Annotated in this window: 16 protein-coding genes; 7 read left to right on the forward strand and 9 right to left on the reverse strand. The window is 65.0% G+C overall.

The window, feature by feature from the left end; genetic code table 11:
* Positions 1-182 precede the first annotated feature (182 nt).
* Positions 183-1,388: a cytochrome P450 gene (locus OIE68_RS21075; RefSeq protein ID WP_327101068.1), complete on the forward strand. Its 1,206-nt coding sequence runs from the start codon at positions 183-185 to the stop codon at positions 1,386-1,388.
* On the opposite strand, the gene OIE68_RS21080 is transcribed toward OIE68_RS21075, so the two are convergent.
* A complete protein-coding gene (locus OIE68_RS21080) occupies positions 1,354-2,328 on the reverse strand; it encodes an AraC family transcriptional regulator (protein ID WP_327101069.1) in 975 nt (324 codons plus the stop codon). The genes OIE68_RS21075 and OIE68_RS21080 overlap by 35 nt on opposite strands.
* Before the next feature lie 498 nt (positions 2,329-2,826).
* On the opposite strand from OIE68_RS21080, the gene OIE68_RS21085 reads away from it, so the two are divergent.
* A complete protein-coding gene (locus tag OIE68_RS21085) occupies positions 2,827-3,711 on the forward strand; it encodes an EamA family transporter (protein WP_327101070.1) in 885 nt (294 codons plus the stop codon).
* 32 nt (positions 3,712-3,743) lie between these two features.
* Here OIE68_RS21085 and OIE68_RS21090 read toward each other — a convergent pair whose 3' ends face one another.
* Positions 3,744-4,181, reverse strand: coding sequence for a DUF4190 domain-containing protein (locus OIE68_RS21090; protein WP_327101071.1), 438 nt, complete (start codon positions 4,179-4,181; stop codon positions 3,744-3,746).
* A 654-nt stretch (positions 4,182-4,835) separates the two neighbouring features.
* Positions 4,836-5,279 carry a DUF4254 domain-containing protein gene (locus OIE68_RS21095; RefSeq protein WP_327101072.1) on the reverse strand — a complete coding sequence of 148 codons (444 nt, stop codon included), beginning with the start codon at positions 5,277-5,279 and terminating at the stop codon, positions 4,836-4,838.
* 1,102 nt (positions 5,280-6,381) lie between these two features.
* Here OIE68_RS21095 and OIE68_RS21100 point away from each other — a divergent pair.
* The gene (locus tag OIE68_RS21100) at positions 6,382-7,242 is read left to right on the forward strand and encodes a helix-turn-helix transcriptional regulator (protein ID WP_327101073.1); all 861 of its coding nucleotides are present in this window, start codon (positions 6,382-6,384) and stop codon (positions 7,240-7,242) included.
* Here the strand turns inward: OIE68_RS21100 and OIE68_RS21105 are convergent, their stop codons facing one another.
* Together OIE68_RS21105 and OIE68_RS21110 are read right to left on the reverse strand one after the other, a co-directional pair.
* A complete protein-coding gene (locus OIE68_RS21105) occupies positions 7,243-8,067 on the reverse strand; it encodes an ABC transporter permease (RefSeq protein WP_327101074.1) in 825 nt (274 codons plus the stop codon).
* On the reverse strand, positions 8,064-8,963 hold the full coding sequence (locus OIE68_RS21110; protein ID WP_327101075.1) for an ABC transporter permease: 900 nt from the start codon (positions 8,961-8,963) through the stop codon (positions 8,064-8,066). Before OIE68_RS21110 ends, OIE68_RS21105 begins: the two co-directional genes overlap by 4 nt.
* A gap of 408 nt (positions 8,964-9,371) precedes the next feature.
* Here OIE68_RS21110 and OIE68_RS21115 point away from each other — a divergent pair, with 408 nt between their 5' ends.
* Positions 9,372-9,872 carry a hypothetical protein gene (locus OIE68_RS21115; RefSeq protein ID WP_327101076.1) on the forward strand — a complete coding sequence of 167 codons (501 nt, stop codon included), beginning with the start codon at positions 9,372-9,374 and terminating at the stop codon, positions 9,870-9,872.
* Here OIE68_RS21115 and OIE68_RS21120 read toward each other — a convergent pair.
* The gene (locus OIE68_RS21120) at positions 9,869-10,306 is read right to left on the reverse strand and encodes a DUF4254 domain-containing protein (protein ID WP_327101077.1); all 438 of its coding nucleotides are present in this window, start codon (positions 10,304-10,306) and stop codon (positions 9,869-9,871) included. The genes OIE68_RS21115 and OIE68_RS21120 overlap by 4 nt on opposite strands.
* 235 nt (positions 10,307-10,541) lie before the next feature.
* Positions 10,542-11,327, reverse strand: coding sequence for an SDR family oxidoreductase (locus OIE68_RS21125; protein ID WP_327101078.1), 786 nt, complete (start codon positions 11,325-11,327; stop codon positions 10,542-10,544).
* A gap of 118 nt (positions 11,328-11,445) precedes the next feature.
* Between OIE68_RS21125 and OIE68_RS21130 the strand changes: the two genes are divergently transcribed.
* Entirely contained in the window at positions 11,446-11,790 is a 345-nt protein-coding gene (locus OIE68_RS21130; protein WP_327101079.1) for a helix-turn-helix domain-containing protein, read from the forward strand.
* Between the two features lie 58 nt (positions 11,791-11,848).
* Here OIE68_RS21130 and OIE68_RS21135 read toward each other — a convergent pair whose 3' ends face one another.
* A complete protein-coding gene (locus tag OIE68_RS21135) occupies positions 11,849-13,123 on the reverse strand; it encodes a TIGR03118 family protein (RefSeq protein ID WP_327101745.1) in 1,275 nt (424 codons plus the stop codon).
* 206 nt (positions 13,124-13,329) lie between these two features.
* Here OIE68_RS21135 and OIE68_RS21140 point away from each other — a divergent pair, with 206 nt between their 5' ends.
* A complete protein-coding gene (locus OIE68_RS21140; protein ID WP_327101746.1) occupies positions 13,330-13,836 on the forward strand; it encodes a peroxynitrite isomerase in 507 nt (168 codons plus the stop codon).
* Here OIE68_RS21140 and OIE68_RS21145 read toward each other — a convergent pair whose 3' ends face one another.
* A complete protein-coding gene (locus OIE68_RS21145; protein ID WP_327101080.1) occupies positions 13,837-14,952 on the reverse strand; it encodes a hypothetical protein in 1,116 nt (371 codons plus the stop codon).
* A gap of 227 nt (positions 14,953-15,179) precedes the next feature.
* Here OIE68_RS21145 and OIE68_RS21150 point away from each other — a divergent pair, with 227 nt between their 5' ends.
* Complete coding sequence (locus OIE68_RS21150; protein WP_327101081.1) at positions 15,180-16,334, forward strand: BTAD domain-containing putative transcriptional regulator; 1,155 nt, start codon at positions 15,180-15,182, stop codon at positions 16,332-16,334.
* Positions 16,335-16,341 lie beyond the last annotated feature (7 nt).

Here is a 16,341-nt window from a genome sequence, read left to right on the forward strand (position 1 = left end):
CTTGCCACGCGTCCGCCGAAACTCCGTCCGCGCCCGGAGTTATGTTCCGATCGCGGCGGAATACCGTTGCGGAGCAGAGGATCTGGATCGGGGCCCGGGCGACGCCGCCGGTGATCGACACTGACCTGGCCCGAACCGGGATGGTCCGGGTGCCATCCGTCGATTACACCATTGGAGACAGTATGACCGAGTCGGTCATCCAGCTGCCGACCGCTGGACAAACGGTTCTCGAGACCTACGAGCGAATTTCGCAACGCGGGCCGGTGGTTCCGGTCGAGTTGACCGGTGGCGTCGCGGCCTGGGTCGCGGTGAGCCACAAGGCGGTGACCGACGTTCTGGCGGGCGACGGCACAGTATTCAGCAAGAACGCCAAGAACTGTGCGGCACTGCACGACGGCACTATTCCGGCGGATTGGCCGATGCGCGCGTTCACCGATATCGACCACATGCTGAACAAGGACGGCGAGGACCATCGGAGGCTGCGCCGGACGATCAGCGCCGCGTTCACCCCGGCTCGGGTCGCCGCACTCGAATCCCGGATTCAGCAGATCACTACGGAGTTCATCGACGACTTCGCCGACGAGAAGGACGAATTCGATCTCGTCCCGCGATTCACCCTCCCGTTCCCGGTGCGGGTGATCTGTGAACTGTACGGGGTCGGCGAGGCGGATCAGTCACGGATCCGCGATTGGGCCACCACCCTCATGTCGCAGACCAGCACCGGTGAGCAGATGCAGGCCGCCATGACAGAGATGCTGGCGTTCCTCGCGGAATTCCTCGAGGCCAAACGGCGCGAGCCGGGCGACGACCTCACCTCCGCCATGCTGGCGGCCAACACCGACAACCTGACCACCGACGATATGGTCAACATGTTGTGGCTGGTGATCATGGCCGGCCACGAGACCACGGTGCACCTGCTGGCCAATGCGATCATCGCACTGTGCGAGAACCCGGTGCAGCTGGACAAGGCCCGCACCGAGGACCGCTGGGCGGACGTGGTCGAGGAGGCACTGCGCTTCCGGTCGCCGGTGTACAGCGCCAACCTCCGTTATGCCCAGCAGGATGTCACCATCGCGGGCGTCGACCTGCCGGCGGGCGCGATCGTCATCTGGAACGGCAATGTCGGGCGAGACCCGGAGCGATACCCGAACGCCGATGTGTTCGACATCGACCACGATCACCGGAGTCAGTTGGCCTTCGGCAGGGGCCCGCACGTCTGCCTGGGCGCACCGCTGGCCCGCCTGGAGGCGCGCATCGCGCTGTCCACGCTGTTCCACCGCTTCCCGCTGCTGCGCCTGGCCCGGGATTCGGCGCTGCTTCCGGTCAGCCCGCAGTTCATGACCGCGGGCCCGCTCACTCTGCCGGTGCGGTTGCACCCAGCCGACTGACTACCGATGCCGGCTGGCCGGTCTCGGCCAGCCGACGTTTGCGGAATTCCCTCGGGGTTTCGCCGAATCGCGCCTTGAACGCGGCGGAGAACCAGGTGACGGTGAATCCGCTGCGCGCGGCGATCTCGCCGATGGTGAGTGTCGTACTCGAGTTTTCGAGCATGCCGCGTGCCGCACGCAGTGATTCATCCTGGCGAACTTCACGATACGTAGTACCGACCTGTTCCAGTGCGGTACGCAGCTGCCGTGGCGACCAGCTCAATGCCCGCGCCACCGCGGACAGCCGGAGGTCGGCGACTCCGATATTGTCGCGCACGTACCGACGCACGGCCTCGGCCGTCTCGGCCAGATGCGCTCGCTGCGGACTGCTGTCGCCCACGGCCATCATGCACAGCAGTTCGGTGGTCCGGTCGCAGACCGCGTTGAAGTCACGGCCGGTGAGCCGGGATCGCTCGGCATGAGTGTCGCGGATCATGTTCCGGGCAATGCGTCCGAGTCCGGAGTCGAGGTCGAATACCGGTCGACGCGCGCCGAGCGGTGATATCGCGTGGTCGACCTCGGTGCGTGGGATCTGGAAGCCGAATGCCACCGAGCTGGGCACCCCTAACCGAAGTGCTTGGTCCAAGCCCATCAGAACCGCCTGTCCCGGTGCTACACAAGTGATTTCGCGATCATCGGCGACCGTGAACGACCCGCGCTCCGGGACCACCAGCCAGTAGAAGTTCTCCGCGGGCATCCGGCGGATGTGTGACGGCGTGCGAAGTGCCAGTCGATCGCCCGGCTGATCCCAGCGCAGCAGGTTGTAGCTCGTCGTATGCTGCGTGATCAGTGTGACCTGCCACTGGTTCCGATCTCGATATCGGTGGTCCATCGGAACAATGCTGTTGGCCACAGCGGTCCATTCATCGGCACCGGCCACGTGCAGTTCGTCGTATCTCATGTCGAAACCCCGATCACCTCACCGGATAACGATATCCGCTCCGCTGAACAAAAGGTCGGCCGGACGGGATCGGGATGCCCTGCCTGTCGGTCGAACGCTGCGCGATGCAGCAAATATTCTGCCCAACAGTAGAACTCGTCTATTCACGGCTGGCCCGAAAACATAAGTTCTCTGCCTCGGAACAGAATTGATGAGGCGTCGGGCCCATGGGTGAGGAGTTTGTCGACGGAATGCATCGGACCGCAGACGGCAGCTCACCACGGTCGCGGCCGGACGCAAGCCGCCGAGTACCGCAGTCCGGTGCCGTCGGTGCGGAGCTGCCCGATCGGTTCCCGGCGGCGGTCAGGTGCCGACGATTGCCGGATGGCGTCATCTCGGCGAGCAGGGCGAGCACCCCGGCGCCACAACGGAATTGCGTGCGCTCGCCGATCGACCGTTCGTACGTAGTGCGGGCAACTGCCGCGCCCGGTTTGACATAGGTCCGGCCTCCGGTTACGCATGAGTGATGCGCAACGACCGACGAATCTGATCGTGGGCACGCTGCTGGCGCTGGTTTCCGCGTTGAGCTACGGGCTGTCGGATTTCTTGGGTGGAGTCGCGTCACGGCGCGTCGGGTTCGGACGTGTTGCTCTGCTCGGCCAGCTCGGCGGGTTCGTCGGTACCGCGCTCGTCGGCCCGTTCGTCTCCCAGACAGTGCCCCAGCCGATGGATCTCTGGTGGGGAGCACTATCCGGCGTGGGGACCGGTATCGCGATGACATTCCTGTTCCGCGGAATCAGCCGCGGGGCAATGTCGGTGGTCGTACCGGTCAGCGCCGTCGGCGGTGTCGCGCTGCCGGTCCTGATCGGAACCGTCCTGCTCGGTGAACGTCCGGCACCATTGGCGTGGGCCGGCATCGTGCTCGCGCTGCCCGCACTCTGGCTCGTCGCAGGCGGCACCACCGGCACCGGTCCGATTGCCGGTGCCGCCATCGGTGACGGACTGATCGCCGGTCTCGGCATCGCCGTGCAGTATCTGGCGCTGGCACAGGCCGCGCCCGCGGCCGGGATCTGGCCGGTGACGGCCGGCCGGGCCGCTGCCGTTGTGCTCGTCGCCCTTCTCGCATGGCAGCTCGCATCCGGATCCGGGGATATCGCACCGGCCCAACGACATCGGAACGATCTCTTGGCCGCATGTTCCGGCATCCTCGCCGCCGTAGCACTGGTGTCCTACCTCTTCGCTACCCGGACTCAATACCTGGCCGTGGCAGTCGTGCTGTCTTCGCTCTACCCCATCGTCCCGGTAATCCTGGGCGTGTCCGCGCTGAAAGAGCAACTGCGCCGGAGCCAGGTCATCGGGCTGGCCGCCGCTTTGATCGCCAGCACGATCATCGCCACTTCCTGATCGTGACAACAGTTCTCAGCACAGGAGGCTGCTCATAACAGCTGGGGCAGCATGATGAACTCGGCGGTGAGCGCGAGGACGGACAGGATGATTCCCGTGACCGCCAGGCCCTTGGCACGGCGCTGTCCGGTGCAGCCGACGATCCCGAGGACGAGTCCGGGAATTGCGAACGGGAGGCCGATCAACGGTCGTACGCCGGTCAGGTCGATCGGCAGGAACGGGAGTACGCAACCGACGATGCCGAGGATCGCCGACGCTACCGCGAACCATGGCCCCTGCCGCCGATCGGCGGGCTGTGGACCGCCTTGCCATCCGGGGTCGCTGGTATACACCCAGGGTTGTTGCTGCTGAGGAGGATTCGGCGAGTACGGCCCCGGCGGGATAGGCGCGGAGTATCCGGCGTTCGGGCCGGGAGCCGCCGTGCCGGGGTGCCAGCCCGGGTTGGGTTCCGGCGGCGAACTGTACGACATCGGTAACCCTCACTCACGAATTCCCGAGAATGGCCTTCTATCATTTGCAGGCCACGATAGCCGCATACCGAGGTCTGCATCTGGCCCAAATCCGCTGGGCCGAAAGCAAACCGACCGTACGGCATGTTCAACAGGCGGGTACGGTAGCGGGCGGCGCGCTGGTCGACCATCCCGCGCGACGACTGAAGCCGACCGTGCTCCACACCACGGATTCGGACACCATGCTCGCCACCGCAGGTGCCCTGTCCCGTAGCGGCGAGTTGGCCAGTCCACTTGCCGCGGTGATGCTGATCCCGCAGTGCGGGAATCACTTCGACTGGTCGGCACACCGCGGGTCGAGCTGCTCGCAGCACTGCGCGCACACGACACGGTCGACATTCGCGTCGCGGCGGCAGCGGTCCGGCTGGTGGCCGGATGAGTTCGGGCACTGTCGAATTCAGAGCAGTGGCGAATTCCGTGGCGGGCGTGCCGCGCCAGTCGACCACGCGGCACGCCGGGCGGGGCGCCCCGTTGCGCCCGCCGTCACTGTGCCGGCGACGTTAGCGTCCGGGTCGGGTCATTGGTCGGACAACGTGGACCCAGGACGTCGCCAATTGAGCAGTAACGCTGTTTGGGGCAGTGTCACTATTGCGGACGAAGGTCGCCGTCAAGACTTCACTGTTCAGGCAAACGGCGGCGGCCACCGGCCACGTCGGTTACCAGATCAGTGTAGCCGTCGACAAGTTCCGCCAAGTGGTACCAGTGTTTATGGGTATTGTCGCTACGCGCGCCATCGACATCGATGGCGGTGTTGGCATCCACCCAGCTGCGCGCCATCCGATCCACCACCGCACCGAGGCTCTCGGTATGTAGCGAAGCACCATTGCGATGCTGCGGGATCTCCTGCGCAATCCACTCATTGATATCGTCGACGAGTTCGCTACGACGGCAATCGATTTCGGCAACGAGGTTCATGTCCTGAATCTCGGCGCGGCGTGCGTGCAGTTCGGCGAGGGCATGTGCGGAACGCAGTAATTCACGATCTTGAAAACGTCTGCCCTGAAATGCACACAATATCTGCGGAGCGGTCGGCAGCACCCCCACTGTGGGCGCGCTCATCGCCGTACCCCGAATTCACCCGACACCAACGCGCTTTGTACCAACATGATTGGCTCTCGATTCGGTTATCCCGGTCATCGGATCGGTTCTTCACAACTAGCGTAGCTGGATCATGCTCTTACAAATGCAAGAACGCAAGACTGCGTTCTCATTGCTGCGGTCACGACCTGGTCACCGAGTGGCGACCCCACAGGCAGCTAGCGACAACGACTTTCACGCTCGATGCACACCAGGAGCTGGACCGGTCGCCAAGAGTTTGCCACATCATCGCCCGGCGCGTGGGCAGTATGCGATCGCCGCCTACGGTCGGGGCGTCCCGAGGTAACTAGTCGCCCCCGCCGGACTCGAGGATCGTCTCCCACGCCGGCTGCGCCGGCTCCGGTAGCGCAACCGCAGGATCTCACCGGCCAGTGCGCCTAGCGCGGCCTTGTTCGAATCGCTGTTCACCGTTGGCCATTTCGGCGAGGCCGATCTCGTGCAGCACACAAATCAGGAACATCAGTTCTTCGTCGTAGTCCGCGCCGGGAGGCAGACCGGCCTACTCCGCGAGGGCGCGCCCGGAAAGGAAACCGCGCACGCTGTGATTGCGCAGTGGTGTCGCCAGCTCGTGCGTGACCAATTCCTGTGCGGCACGAGCCAACAGAGTCGACGGCAATGAAGCCGGTTGTGCCGCAGCCGGTCTCCCCGACCACAGCAGCGTAGTAGATGCGCCGCATCGTCTCCTCGGAGCCGAAGCCGCAGTGCCGCGCAATGGTGGCCACCCCGCCGGTTGAGGATTCGAGCAATGCCTGCCCGGCCTCCACCCCCTGCGCAGGAATACGACGAGGCGTTCGGCCGATGCGCGCGCCAATTCGGCGCCATCTACAAGGACGAGCACCCCACAGATCCGGCCATCGGCCCGGTTCGACGCGGTGAAGCACGGCGCGCTCGACCCGCGATCCACCGCGACGAGGGAATATCGCACCCAAAACTCCGAACTTCGTTGCTGTAAAAGGCGGTAGTCTCTGACCACGCTGCGATTGCATATTTGCGTGTGTGGCGGGCACTTACTACAGACATGTACGCAAGAGTGCTAACAGGTGCGCCGGGTGAAAGGGTTGTCATGGCAGGCAAGCGCACAGTCCTCACCGCGGGTTTGCGGCGGCTCTCGGTGCTGCTGACCGAGATGCGCGAACACGCAGGGCTCAGCAAAGAGGACGTCAGCGGCAAGACCGGCATCAATATCACCACGCTGTACCGCATCGAGACGGCGCAGGCGCGCCCGCAGCGGCGCACGCTGATGGCGATGCTGGATCTCTACGGTGTCACCGAACAGCAGCGCGACGATGCGCTCGAACTCCTGTCGGACGCACTCAAGCCCGGCATGTCCCGCCCGTACGAGGCGACGCTGACCGAGGTACACGCGGCCTATATCAACTTCGAATCCGAGGCGCTATCGGCCCGGCACTACCAAACCTCCTACATCCCAGGGCTATTGCAGACCTCGGACTATGCCGAGGCGGTCATCGACACCAATATGCCGAAGCTGGACGGAGCCACAGCGTCGCACAATGTGCGGGCGCGGATGGATCGGGCCATGCATCTCACCAAGCCGGATCCGCTAGAGCTGTGGGTGGTGCTCGACGAGGCGGCGATCCGACGGATGGTCGGCGGCCCCGATGTCATGAAGGCACAGCTGAAGCGGCTGCTCGACGATTCGCAGATGAAAAACGTCATCCTGCAGATACTTCCGTTCAGCGCGGGCGTACATCCCGGCATGGCGGGATCCTTTACGCTGCTGGACTTCAAGGATCCCGCCGATCCGGAGCTGGTGTACGTCGAGGGCATCGCGGGTGACCAGCTGATCGAGGGCCATCCCCAGATCCGCCGCTTCGGCATTATTTTCGACCAACTGCGCGCCATGGCGCTCAGCCCGCGCGACTCCATGGCGCTGATCGACAAGGCCTCCGAAGAGATGAGCTGATCAGGTGCGGCTGGCCCGTCGATAGCCGACCGCCGCGGGGACCGCGAAGACTACGAGCGCGCCGACACACCAGGCGATGGTGGCCAGTAGCGGGTCGCGCACCGGCCCGCCGACGGATAGCCCCTTCATGGCATTGATGGCGTAGGACATCGGCTGATGCTGCACAATCGGCTGGGCCCACGGCGGATAAGCGACCAGCAGCACGAACCCGGTACTGAAGAACATCATCAACGATGATCCGAGCGAAACAGCCTCCACCAGTGCGGCTTTCGCGCTGAACACGGCCACCGCGGTGACAACGGTGGCGAAGGCGATGCCGAACAGTAGCGGCACCGCGAACAGCGCGATACCGGCGAGCAGCCCTTGCTCGAATCGGAAGCCGAGCACCACTCCCACCGCGAACATCACCGCAGTGCACAGCACAATCCGGATCCCTTCGGCGACAATGCGCGCAACCAGTCCGGACGCGCGGTGCACCGGCAGCACCCAGAAGCGGGCCAGCAGACCTTCGTCGCGCTCGCGTCCGAGGGTGATGGCACCTGCCACCGAACCGGACATCACACCGACCAGCGCCGACATCGGCACGAAACCGTACAGTGCACTCACCTCGGAGAAATCCGAAATCTGTTTTCCGAGAACGGTATTCAGTACAATCAGCAGGAGCGCGGGAAAGACGAGCGACTGCACGACGGTCAGCGGATCACGCCACCAGCGCATCAGCAGCCGCTTGGTCTGGATCAGCGTCTGTGGGATCAGCAGACGCCAGGTCTCGGTGCGACCATAGACCTTGGGCAGTTCCGCCGTGGGAGTCAGTACCTCGGTCATGCCGACCTCCGGATCGAAACGAATACCGCACCCGCACCGAAGAGAACGATCTGACCGAGTATCCAGGCCAGCCCGGGCCCGAGGGTCGACCAGCCGACCACGCCCGCGTGGCCCGATGGATCACCGGCCAGCGCCCGCAGCCCGTATACGTACTGCGAGACCGGCTGGTTGCGTGCGAACCCCTGGATCCAGTGCGGGAATTGGCTGACCGGGGAAAGTCCGCTGGACACCATGCCGAGGATCAGCTGCGGCAGGATCAGCGCCTGGGTGGTCGCCTCCGGGCTCTTGGTCAGACTGCCGAGCAGATCGGCGCCCAGGCACAGCGCCAGCCCGATCAGCATCGCGAAAGCGATGAAACCGATTGTTTCCCACCAGCTTCCATAGAAGCGGAAGCCGATTACATGTCCGCACACGAGGGCCGCGGCCAGCGCGATTCCCGCCCGACCCAGCGCGGTCGTGACTCGCGCGGCCAGCGGCACCGTCGAAAGCATCGGCATCGATCCGAACCGCACATTGAGCCCGTCCCTGGCATCGGCGGCCGACCGGAATGCGGCCGTAATGGCGCAGAAAGCGATCGCCTGCATGGCGATCATGGGCATGAGGAATTGCGCGTAGTTGCTGAGCCCGCCCCGTCGGAGGGGGTTCAGTGACATCACGAGGTTCAGCGGGACGTAGAAGCCGACGGTGAAGACCACTGGCGCGAGCAGCGCGGTGAATAGTTCACCATTGCGCCAAGACGGCCGGACGAGGCGCGAGGTCAGCGCCCACCATTGCGCCGCCGTCGCCATCCGCGGCGGTGGCGCATCCACCAGCCGCTCGCTGCTCAGGCGGCGGTTTTCCCCGTCGCCGCGTTCCTGCGGAACGGTGCTCGATCCCGCGTCGCTACCGATGCTCATCTGCACGCTCCCATCCTGCGCGTCAACCGTGCTTGTCGGTGGGGAACCGGCTGTTCTCAGCATGTCGCACGTAGCCGCAGCCGGTACAGCTTTCCGCACTCTTCGAGTACGTACCGCATGATCAATCTCGCTCGCTCTCGTCCCCTGCCCACCGAGATCGGGCACGCCGCCGCCGTGCGGCGCGATCGGCTCGCCGTCCAATTTCGCCGCACCTACGACGTTTCGATACCACCCCCGGGTGTTGCAACGGCGACTCCGAGAGGGCAATGAATCCCACCAAGGTGTCTGCCGGCTCGACCAGAACGCCGTCTCACGGGTGCATGAATTATGCAGTGTCGCTATCGGTTTCGACGGAATGTCCGATTCGTGAGGTGACTACCGTGCACGGGGTGAGTAATGTATGCCCCGATGACCAGCATGGAAGCCCGTTTCCGTGAAGCAGCGCGGACCGTGCCCCTCCCCAGTCCTTGGAATCTGTCCGCCTACCTCGCAAGTGTCGCCGCCTACCGTGGTCGTTCCATATCGCTGCAGGCGATCCCCGCGGCCGCGCTCGCGGATATCGGGTGTCGTGGCAGCGGACTCTGGATCGCGCGCGGTCACGACGACATCATCGTCTACGACGCGTCCGCCACCGAGCGCAATGCGGATCACATCATCCTGCACGAAATCGGTCACATGCTGTTCGGGCACGGTAAGGAAGGTACGGAGGCGGGTGAGCCGATCACACCGTCGCTGGCCGCACTGCTGCCGTCCGTCTCACCGTCCTCCATCAAGCACGCACTCGGCCGCGAGCATTTCGGCGCCGACCGCGAACGGGAAGCGGAGGTATTCGCCGATATGACCATGGTCTACGCCACTCTGCCGCGCCGCCCGGCACGCTCGTTCCGACTTTTCGGGCGCGGGCGTTAGCCACCGGGTAGTCGGCGGGCACCCTCGCGCAATCCGTCGATCAGATCCTGATAGCTATCCGCCAGCTCGTTGAGCTGCACCCACGCGTCATAGAAAACGGGCTCCGGCGCCTCGGACAGCGGCACGAAGGCCTGCGTGGTCATTCTGGCCAGCCGATCCACGATCTCGCCGACGGTTTCGGAGTGCAACTGCGCCTCGGAGCACGGGACCGGCATCGCCAGCGTCACCCACAGGTCGATCGACCGCACCAGTTGGGCGCGCCGCCGATCCAGCTTGGGGATTTCACGTACCGGCGTCCGCTCGCGGATTTCGTGCAGCTGCGCCAACTCCCCCGCTGCCTCCAGCATCGGATGATCGTCGTGCGGTAGCCCGCGGCATGCGGCCAGCAACATATCCCGCCCCGGAACCATCCGGTTATTCCCGACATTCCTCATCTGGGCCTCCCACCGACGTCGGAACGCGCCGCCATCGGCGAACCTCCGGACCAGCAACGTCGTTTCCGCACCGCACGACCGCACGTCACGCCTCGATTATCGACCCAGATCCGCGCCCGCGACCGGAAACGCCGATATCAAGTTGTTACAGACCTGCGCGTTCATGGCAAACGATCAGTAACCCAAACTATGGTCCGGGTGGTCAGCGACCGAGTGTGGGCGAGATGAGCTTCGACTAGGCAGGTACACCCTCGGCCACGCCGTCCGCCAGATAGTCCTGACCGCCGACATAGAACGTGCGACCGGATTCGCCTGCGGCACTTGCGGCCTCGCCGACGACAGCGGCGAACTCCTCGACGGTCGGCAGCGCACCGTGATCGCGGCGAGCCGAAACCGCCTCGGGATTACGACGTTCCAGCAGGCGAACAATGATCGTGCCGTCGATCATGTCGCCGGACACCACATTCAGCCCGATGCCACGTTCGGTCAGCTCCGGAATCATTGTGCGCAAGGCATCTTCACCCGCACGCTTACTGGCCGCGATCGGCTCATAGTCCGCCGGAACGGGTTTGCGGCCGTGAAAGTGGGCCTGATGGCTGGTCACGAAGACGATCCGGCCGCCGGATGGCAGGTGCGGCAAGGCTTGCCGCACCAGACGAATCTGCGCGTCACGATTCAACGCCATCGCATAGTCGGGCGCGGCATTGCGCTCGAGACCGCCGGATGCGTTGAGCACCAGCACATCCAGCCGACCGAACTCCGCTACCACATCGGCGATCATGGCCGCGGTGGCGTCGGCATCCGCAATATCGGCACCGGCAATCGAGGCACTGCCGCCGACGGCACCGATCTCATCGGCGATCGTCTGAGCGCGCTTGCGCTTCTCCCGATAGTTGATGATCACGTGATCACCGCCGGCCGCCAGCACTTTCGCCGTCTCTGCCCCTATCCCCCGCGATGCGCCGGTGATCAGCACAATCCGTCGTTCCGTCGAGTCGCCCACCATCTGCCTCTCGCTCATGCCTGCGCCTCGCCGGCGCTCGGCTCCGGCACGAGCGAGCGGCTCGGCCGTGTCTTTGCTCGCTCGCTCATCAGCCCACAGCAACGCTTCTAATTTAGAATCACTATGGTAGTTCGAAATGAGAAGTGCAAATGGAGCCAAGCCGTCGCGCGGGCGAAGCGACCCGGCGCACGCGCCCGTGCTGGCCACCATGGAGCTCATCGGCCAACGCTGGATCCTGCGCGTCCTCTGGGAGTTGGAACCCGGCCACCTCGGCTTCCTCGAACTGCGCCGCCGCATGGGCAACTGCTCGTCGAGCATGCTCTCGACCCGCCTGCAACACCTCCAGACCGCGGGCGTGATCACCAAGAACGCGGACAAAACCTACGAACTCACCCCGGCGGGCATCGACCTCACCGCGGCCCTCCAGCCACTTTGGAGCTGGTCCGAACGCTGGGCCCCGCCATCCCCGGATCCCGAGTAGCACGTACGACAAAGGCGGTCCCCGGTGCTACCGGGGACCGCCTTCGCCTACTGCAGGGTTACTTCAAGCGGAGCTTGCCGAACAGACCTTCCTTCTCGTCATCCGGGCCCGCAGTGAAATACAGCGAGTCGGCGTCGCCGAGACTCTCGCCATTGCCGAACATCAGGGCCCACAGACCCTCGATCTCGATCGGCTGGCCCTTCTCATCGCGCAGGTAGTCGACGAACTTGCCGGTGGCGTCGTCATAGGCGAGCACGTGGCCGAGGCCACCGAAGTTGCCGACAAGCAGCTTGCCGCTGAGCGGACCGAAGTTCGCGGGCGCCACCGCGACAGCCCACGGCGCATTGAGGCGACCGCCGTCGTCGAGGATGCGGACCAACTTGCCGTTGCCGTCGAATTCCGCGACCTTGCCCTTGGCCGGCTTGCCCTTGGCGTCCTTCTCCTGGTCCTTGTCGAGCGAATCCTCTTCGGCCTTGTCGAACTTGGACGCGTCCTGCTCATCCGGCTTGGTGTCCGCGTACGAGACGAATACGCGGTTGCCGATGGTGGTCACATTGAACGGGGCGGGATCGCCGGGCTTGGCCTTCTTGCCCTTATCCGGGGCGGCCGCGTCGATCTGGTCGCCGGTGGCGAAGGGGTTGGCGAAGCCGACGGTCGGGATCAGCTGCCAGTCCTTGTCGAAGGTGCGGACCTGCGGGTTCTCACCGAAGTCGGCGGCGAGCAGCTTGTCACCGGACGGAGCGAGCGTGATGCCGAAGAACGCCATGCCCTCGGACTCGCCGTCGAAGACCAGATTCGCCGGACCGTCGTGCCGGATGATCGCGCCCTCGGGCCCCTGCTCGGTCCAGGCTGAAATCTTGCCGGAGTCGGTGGCGAAGATGAACCGCGACGAACCGGTCAGCAGCATCGGCGCACCGTCGACATCCACCGGCTGATCACGGACGACGAACAGATCGGAGGTGATGGGAGCGCCGTTGAACACGACGCCGGTGGTCTTGCCGATGCTCTTGTCCGAAGTGTCGGCATCCGCGCCCGGAATCGTGACGATCTTCAGCGGATCCTGGAACAGCTTCTGCACCTTGGGATCCGCGGACGCGCTGACATCGCCCACGAATTGGAAGGACTTACCGCCCGCGCCGACCCAGAAATGCCCGCCCGCACCCTTCGGGCGATCGGCTAGTCCCCACGCGTTCACCATATCCGGAAAGGTGTACTGCGCTTTGTATTCGGCATTGTTGGCGGCGAGGTTGGTCTGTGCGTAGTGATTGCCGTCGAGGGCAGGCACTTCATCGTTAGACGACTTCGAATCCGAGCATGCCGCGGCCACGACCAGGGCAACGCCGAGCACCGATGCGCGTAGCAGACCGTTGCGGGTCCGCGACCGCCAGGCACCGTTGCGGCGCAGTTCACTAAGGCGTGCGTTCAACTTCTTCGTCCTTTCCAGCCACTCGCAACCCTCATTTGGCGATTAGGCGACGCTAACCTTAGCTTGGTGGAATTTCGACCGTATCGGAACGCCCCGAATCCGACGGGTTTAAGCTGTCGCGCGTGGTCGCCCCCCAACCTTCCGTCGCCCCCCATCCGGATATCGCTCCGCTCGCACCATTGCTCGGCACATGGCGCGGACCAGGGCACGGTGAGTACCCGACCATCGAGTCATTCGACTATGTCGAGGAAATCAAGTTCGGCCACCTCGGCCGACCGTTCCTCACCTACCGGCAGCGCACCCGCGCCGCCGACGGCAGCCGACCGATGCACGCCGAAACCGGTTATCTGCGGTGCCCGCGCCCGGATCACGTCGAATTGATCCTGGCCCACCCGACCGGCATCACCGAGATCTGTGAGGGCAGCCTCACCGTCGTCGATGGTGAACTGCGGATGGAATTCGAATCGACCAGCATCGGCCGCAGCAGTACCGCGAAAGTGGTAACCGCCCTCGGCCGTTCGATCAAGTTGGTCGGGGACACCATCGACTACAGGCTGCGTATGGCCGCGGTCGGCGAACCACTGACCCACCACCTCGCGGCGACCCTGCACCGCACCTGATCAGTCGCGGGACGGATCCGGACGCCAGGGCAGATACGGCGTGCCCGCGGCCTGAGCGGCGGCCTCGGCCGAATGCAGTTGGTACGGCGTGATACCGCCCGTCTCCCAGGCCCCGACGGAACCCGCCGCAACGGCCTCGTGTGACTTCGCGGTCAACCCGATCTCATTGCGCACCACCGCGATCGGACGATCAGCCAGCGCGAACCAGTCCAAGTCGAGGAAATCGTGGCTGCCATGGGTGAGCGCCCCGCGTCGCATGGCATCGCCTAGGCGCGTCGCCATGCCTGCGGTGCTCAAATGTCCTTCGTTGGCTTCGAACAATCCGGCTCCGGCATGTAGGTAGCCGGTTTCGAAGAGTGAAATCACCATGGCGAGCAGGCTGAACGCGCGCGGGTCGTCGTTGGCGCGCGCCATGAATGCGAATACCTCGATCTCATTTTCCAGCGTGGTGCCGTATCCGGCGAGCACATGCACCCAGTCGTGCTGGGCGAGCAACGGCGGCGCGGAACCCGGCAGGCCGGGCGTGACGAAACCACGGTCGACATAGAAATCGGAGACACCACGGCCGAGCGTCCCGACGGGCAACTCGCGCAGGCCGGCCCAGCGCGTGGCCAAGGTCGGATCATCGCTGACCTGCCCCCAGGACGAATCCAGACTTTCGGTGTGCAGCGCGGTCAACCGGCTCGGATCCAGCCCGCCGAGATAACCGTTGCGGTCGAAGTCGACCGCGGCGAGTTCGATCGCGCCCTCGGCATATTTCTGCGCCACCGCGATCATCTCGTCGTCGACCTCGAGCGCGTCGGCGAACTCCCGCAGTTTGCTCGCGACTGCGGGCGGCAGCGGCCGCACCACCAGCGCGGACAACAGCATCGTCTGCACGATCCGCTCCCGGAAGATCCGGTTGCGCCGATCCAGACCGACCGCGAAAGTCTCGGCATCGACGGGCGGCAGCGTCTCCAACTCGACTCGATGTCCGGTCATCGACAGGAACAGCGACGGAATCAGCAACTGCTGCAGCGGGGTCAGCCCGTCGGCACCGGACGCCGCAGCGACCACACCGCTCGCCAGCAGCGTCACTTCGGCCGCATCGGGCGGGGTCAGCAGTACATCATCCATCCGGTCAACTCCAACAAGATCGCCGACAATGTCCACCACGGCGGTGGACGATCCCATTATCGATCCGAATCCGGCACGGCGCGTAATCATTTCGCCGACGGCGTACTCGCGACGGGGCACGGCATGCCAGCAGTGCGTATGCTGAATTCATCGCGTGACGCTTCCGTCGGCGAAACAGCCGTGGGGCAGCGGCGGCCCGGAAGCGGATTGCGTTCGGAGGGAATCTGGTGGGCTCTGCGGGCTCGAATCGACCGGCGCTCGATCTTCGAGTGCTCGGACCGGTGCGCCTGCTGGTCGACGATCAGGCAATTCCGTTGCCCGGCGCCAAACTCCGCGCGCTGCTCGCCATGCTCGTCATCAACCGCCGCAATGCCGTCGCGAAAACCACACTGGCGAACAGCATCTGGGAAGAGGAGATGCCGAATCGCTCGGTCGACGGCCTCTACGCCTACGTGTCGAATCTGCGCACTGTGCTCCGTTCGGCCGGGGTCGACGACCGGGCCATCCTGCGCACCGTGCACGCCGGATACCTCCTCGATATCGCCGAGGATCAATGCGATGTCGGCCGCTTCGAGCGGGCCAGGACCCAGGGCTCCCTGGCCTTCACCACCGGCGATCTGGAAACCGCGGCCGAATGTTTCGCCGACGCGCTCGCGGAGTGGAGTGGTGAGGCGGTCGCCGGACTGCGCGGACTGCGTTTCGCCGACAATTTCGCCACCGATATGGACGAACGCCGGTTGAACGCCATCGCCGATCGCCTGGACGCGGACATCGCATGCGGGCGCGAAGGCGCGGTCCTGGGCGAACTGACCGCACTGACCACCGAACACGCCGTGAACGAGCGGCTCTGGCGACTGTTCATCTCCGCGCTCTACCGCGCGGGCCGCCAGGCCGACGCACTCGCCGCCTGTCTGCGCATCCGCCGCAACCTCGCCGACCAGCAGGGCATCGACCCGGATCCGCGCACCCTGGCACTGGAGGCGGCGATCCGCAGCCAGCAGGCACTGCCGACGGTCTCCTCCTCACCCGGGGCGACGAAGCGGGATCTGCCCGATGTGCTGCGGCAGGCCTGGCTGCGGGTCGGCGACGGTGAGGCGATCGCCATTCCGGCGACCGGGCTGCGGATCGGCCGGGAATGGGATAACGACATCGTGCTCGACGATGCCCGGGTCAGCCGTAAACACGCGCGCATCGTGCCGCGCGAGAACCGGATCTTCATCCGGGATCGGGATTCGGCCAACGGCGTTTACGTCAACGGTGTGCCGATCGGTGCCGATACCGCACTCGCGCACGGCGATATCATCCGAATCGGTTCCACCACACTGCGTTACGAGATGCCCGATCGCGGCGCCCCGCCGGAGTCCACCAGTCGCACCAACTGAGTCGGGT

Origin of the sequence: Nocardia vinacea, assembly GCF_035920345.1 — a bacterium.
GTDB lineage: Bacteria > Actinomycetota > Actinomycetes > Mycobacteriales > Mycobacteriaceae > Nocardia > Nocardia vinacea_A.

What these genes read in the sequence shown, in the direction of transcription:
- OIE68_RS21075 (WP_327101068.1), top strand. Translation starts at nt 183, where the DNA reads ATGACCGAGTCGGTCATCCAGCTGCCGACCGCTGGACAAACGGTTCTC.
- OIE68_RS21085 (WP_327101070.1), top strand. Translation starts at nt 2,827, where the DNA reads ATGAGTGATGCGCAACGACCGACGAATCTGATCGTGGGCACGCTGCTG.
- OIE68_RS21100 (WP_327101073.1), top strand. Translation starts at nt 6,382, where the DNA reads ATGGCAGGCAAGCGCACAGTCCTCACCGCGGGTTTGCGGCGGCTCTCG.
- OIE68_RS21080 (WP_327101069.1), bottom strand. Translation starts at nt 2,328, where the DNA reads ATGAGATACGACGAACTGCACGTGGCCGGTGCCGATGAATGGACCGCT.
- OIE68_RS21090 (WP_327101071.1), bottom strand. Translation starts at nt 4,181, where the DNA reads ATGTCGTACAGTTCGCCGCCGGAACCCAACCCGGGCTGGCACCCCGGC.
- OIE68_RS21120 (WP_327101077.1), bottom strand. Translation starts at nt 10,306, where the DNA reads ATGAGGAATGTCGGGAATAACCGGATGGTTCCGGGGCGGGATATGTTG.
- OIE68_RS21095 (WP_327101072.1), bottom strand. Translation starts at nt 5,279, where the DNA reads ATGAGCGCGCCCACAGTGGGGGTGCTGCCGACCGCTCCGCAGATATTG.
- OIE68_RS21110 (WP_327101075.1), bottom strand. Translation starts at nt 8,963, where the DNA reads ATGAGCATCGGTAGCGACGCGGGATCGAGCACCGTTCCGCAGGAACGC.
- OIE68_RS21145 (WP_327101080.1), bottom strand. Translation starts at nt 14,952, where the DNA reads ATGGATGATGTACTGCTGACCCCGCCCGATGCGGCCGAAGTGACGCTG.
- OIE68_RS21130 (WP_327101079.1), top strand. Translation starts at nt 11,446, where the DNA reads ATGAGAAGTGCAAATGGAGCCAAGCCGTCGCGCGGGCGAAGCGACCCG.
- OIE68_RS21125 (WP_327101078.1), bottom strand. Translation starts at nt 11,327, where the DNA reads ATGAGCGAGAGGCAGATGGTGGGCGACTCGACGGAACGACGGATTGTG.
- OIE68_RS21105 (WP_327101074.1), bottom strand. Translation starts at nt 8,067, where the DNA reads ATGACCGAGGTACTGACTCCCACGGCGGAACTGCCCAAGGTCTATGGT.
- OIE68_RS21115 (WP_327101076.1), top strand. Translation starts at nt 9,372, where the DNA reads ATGACCAGCATGGAAGCCCGTTTCCGTGAAGCAGCGCGGACCGTGCCC.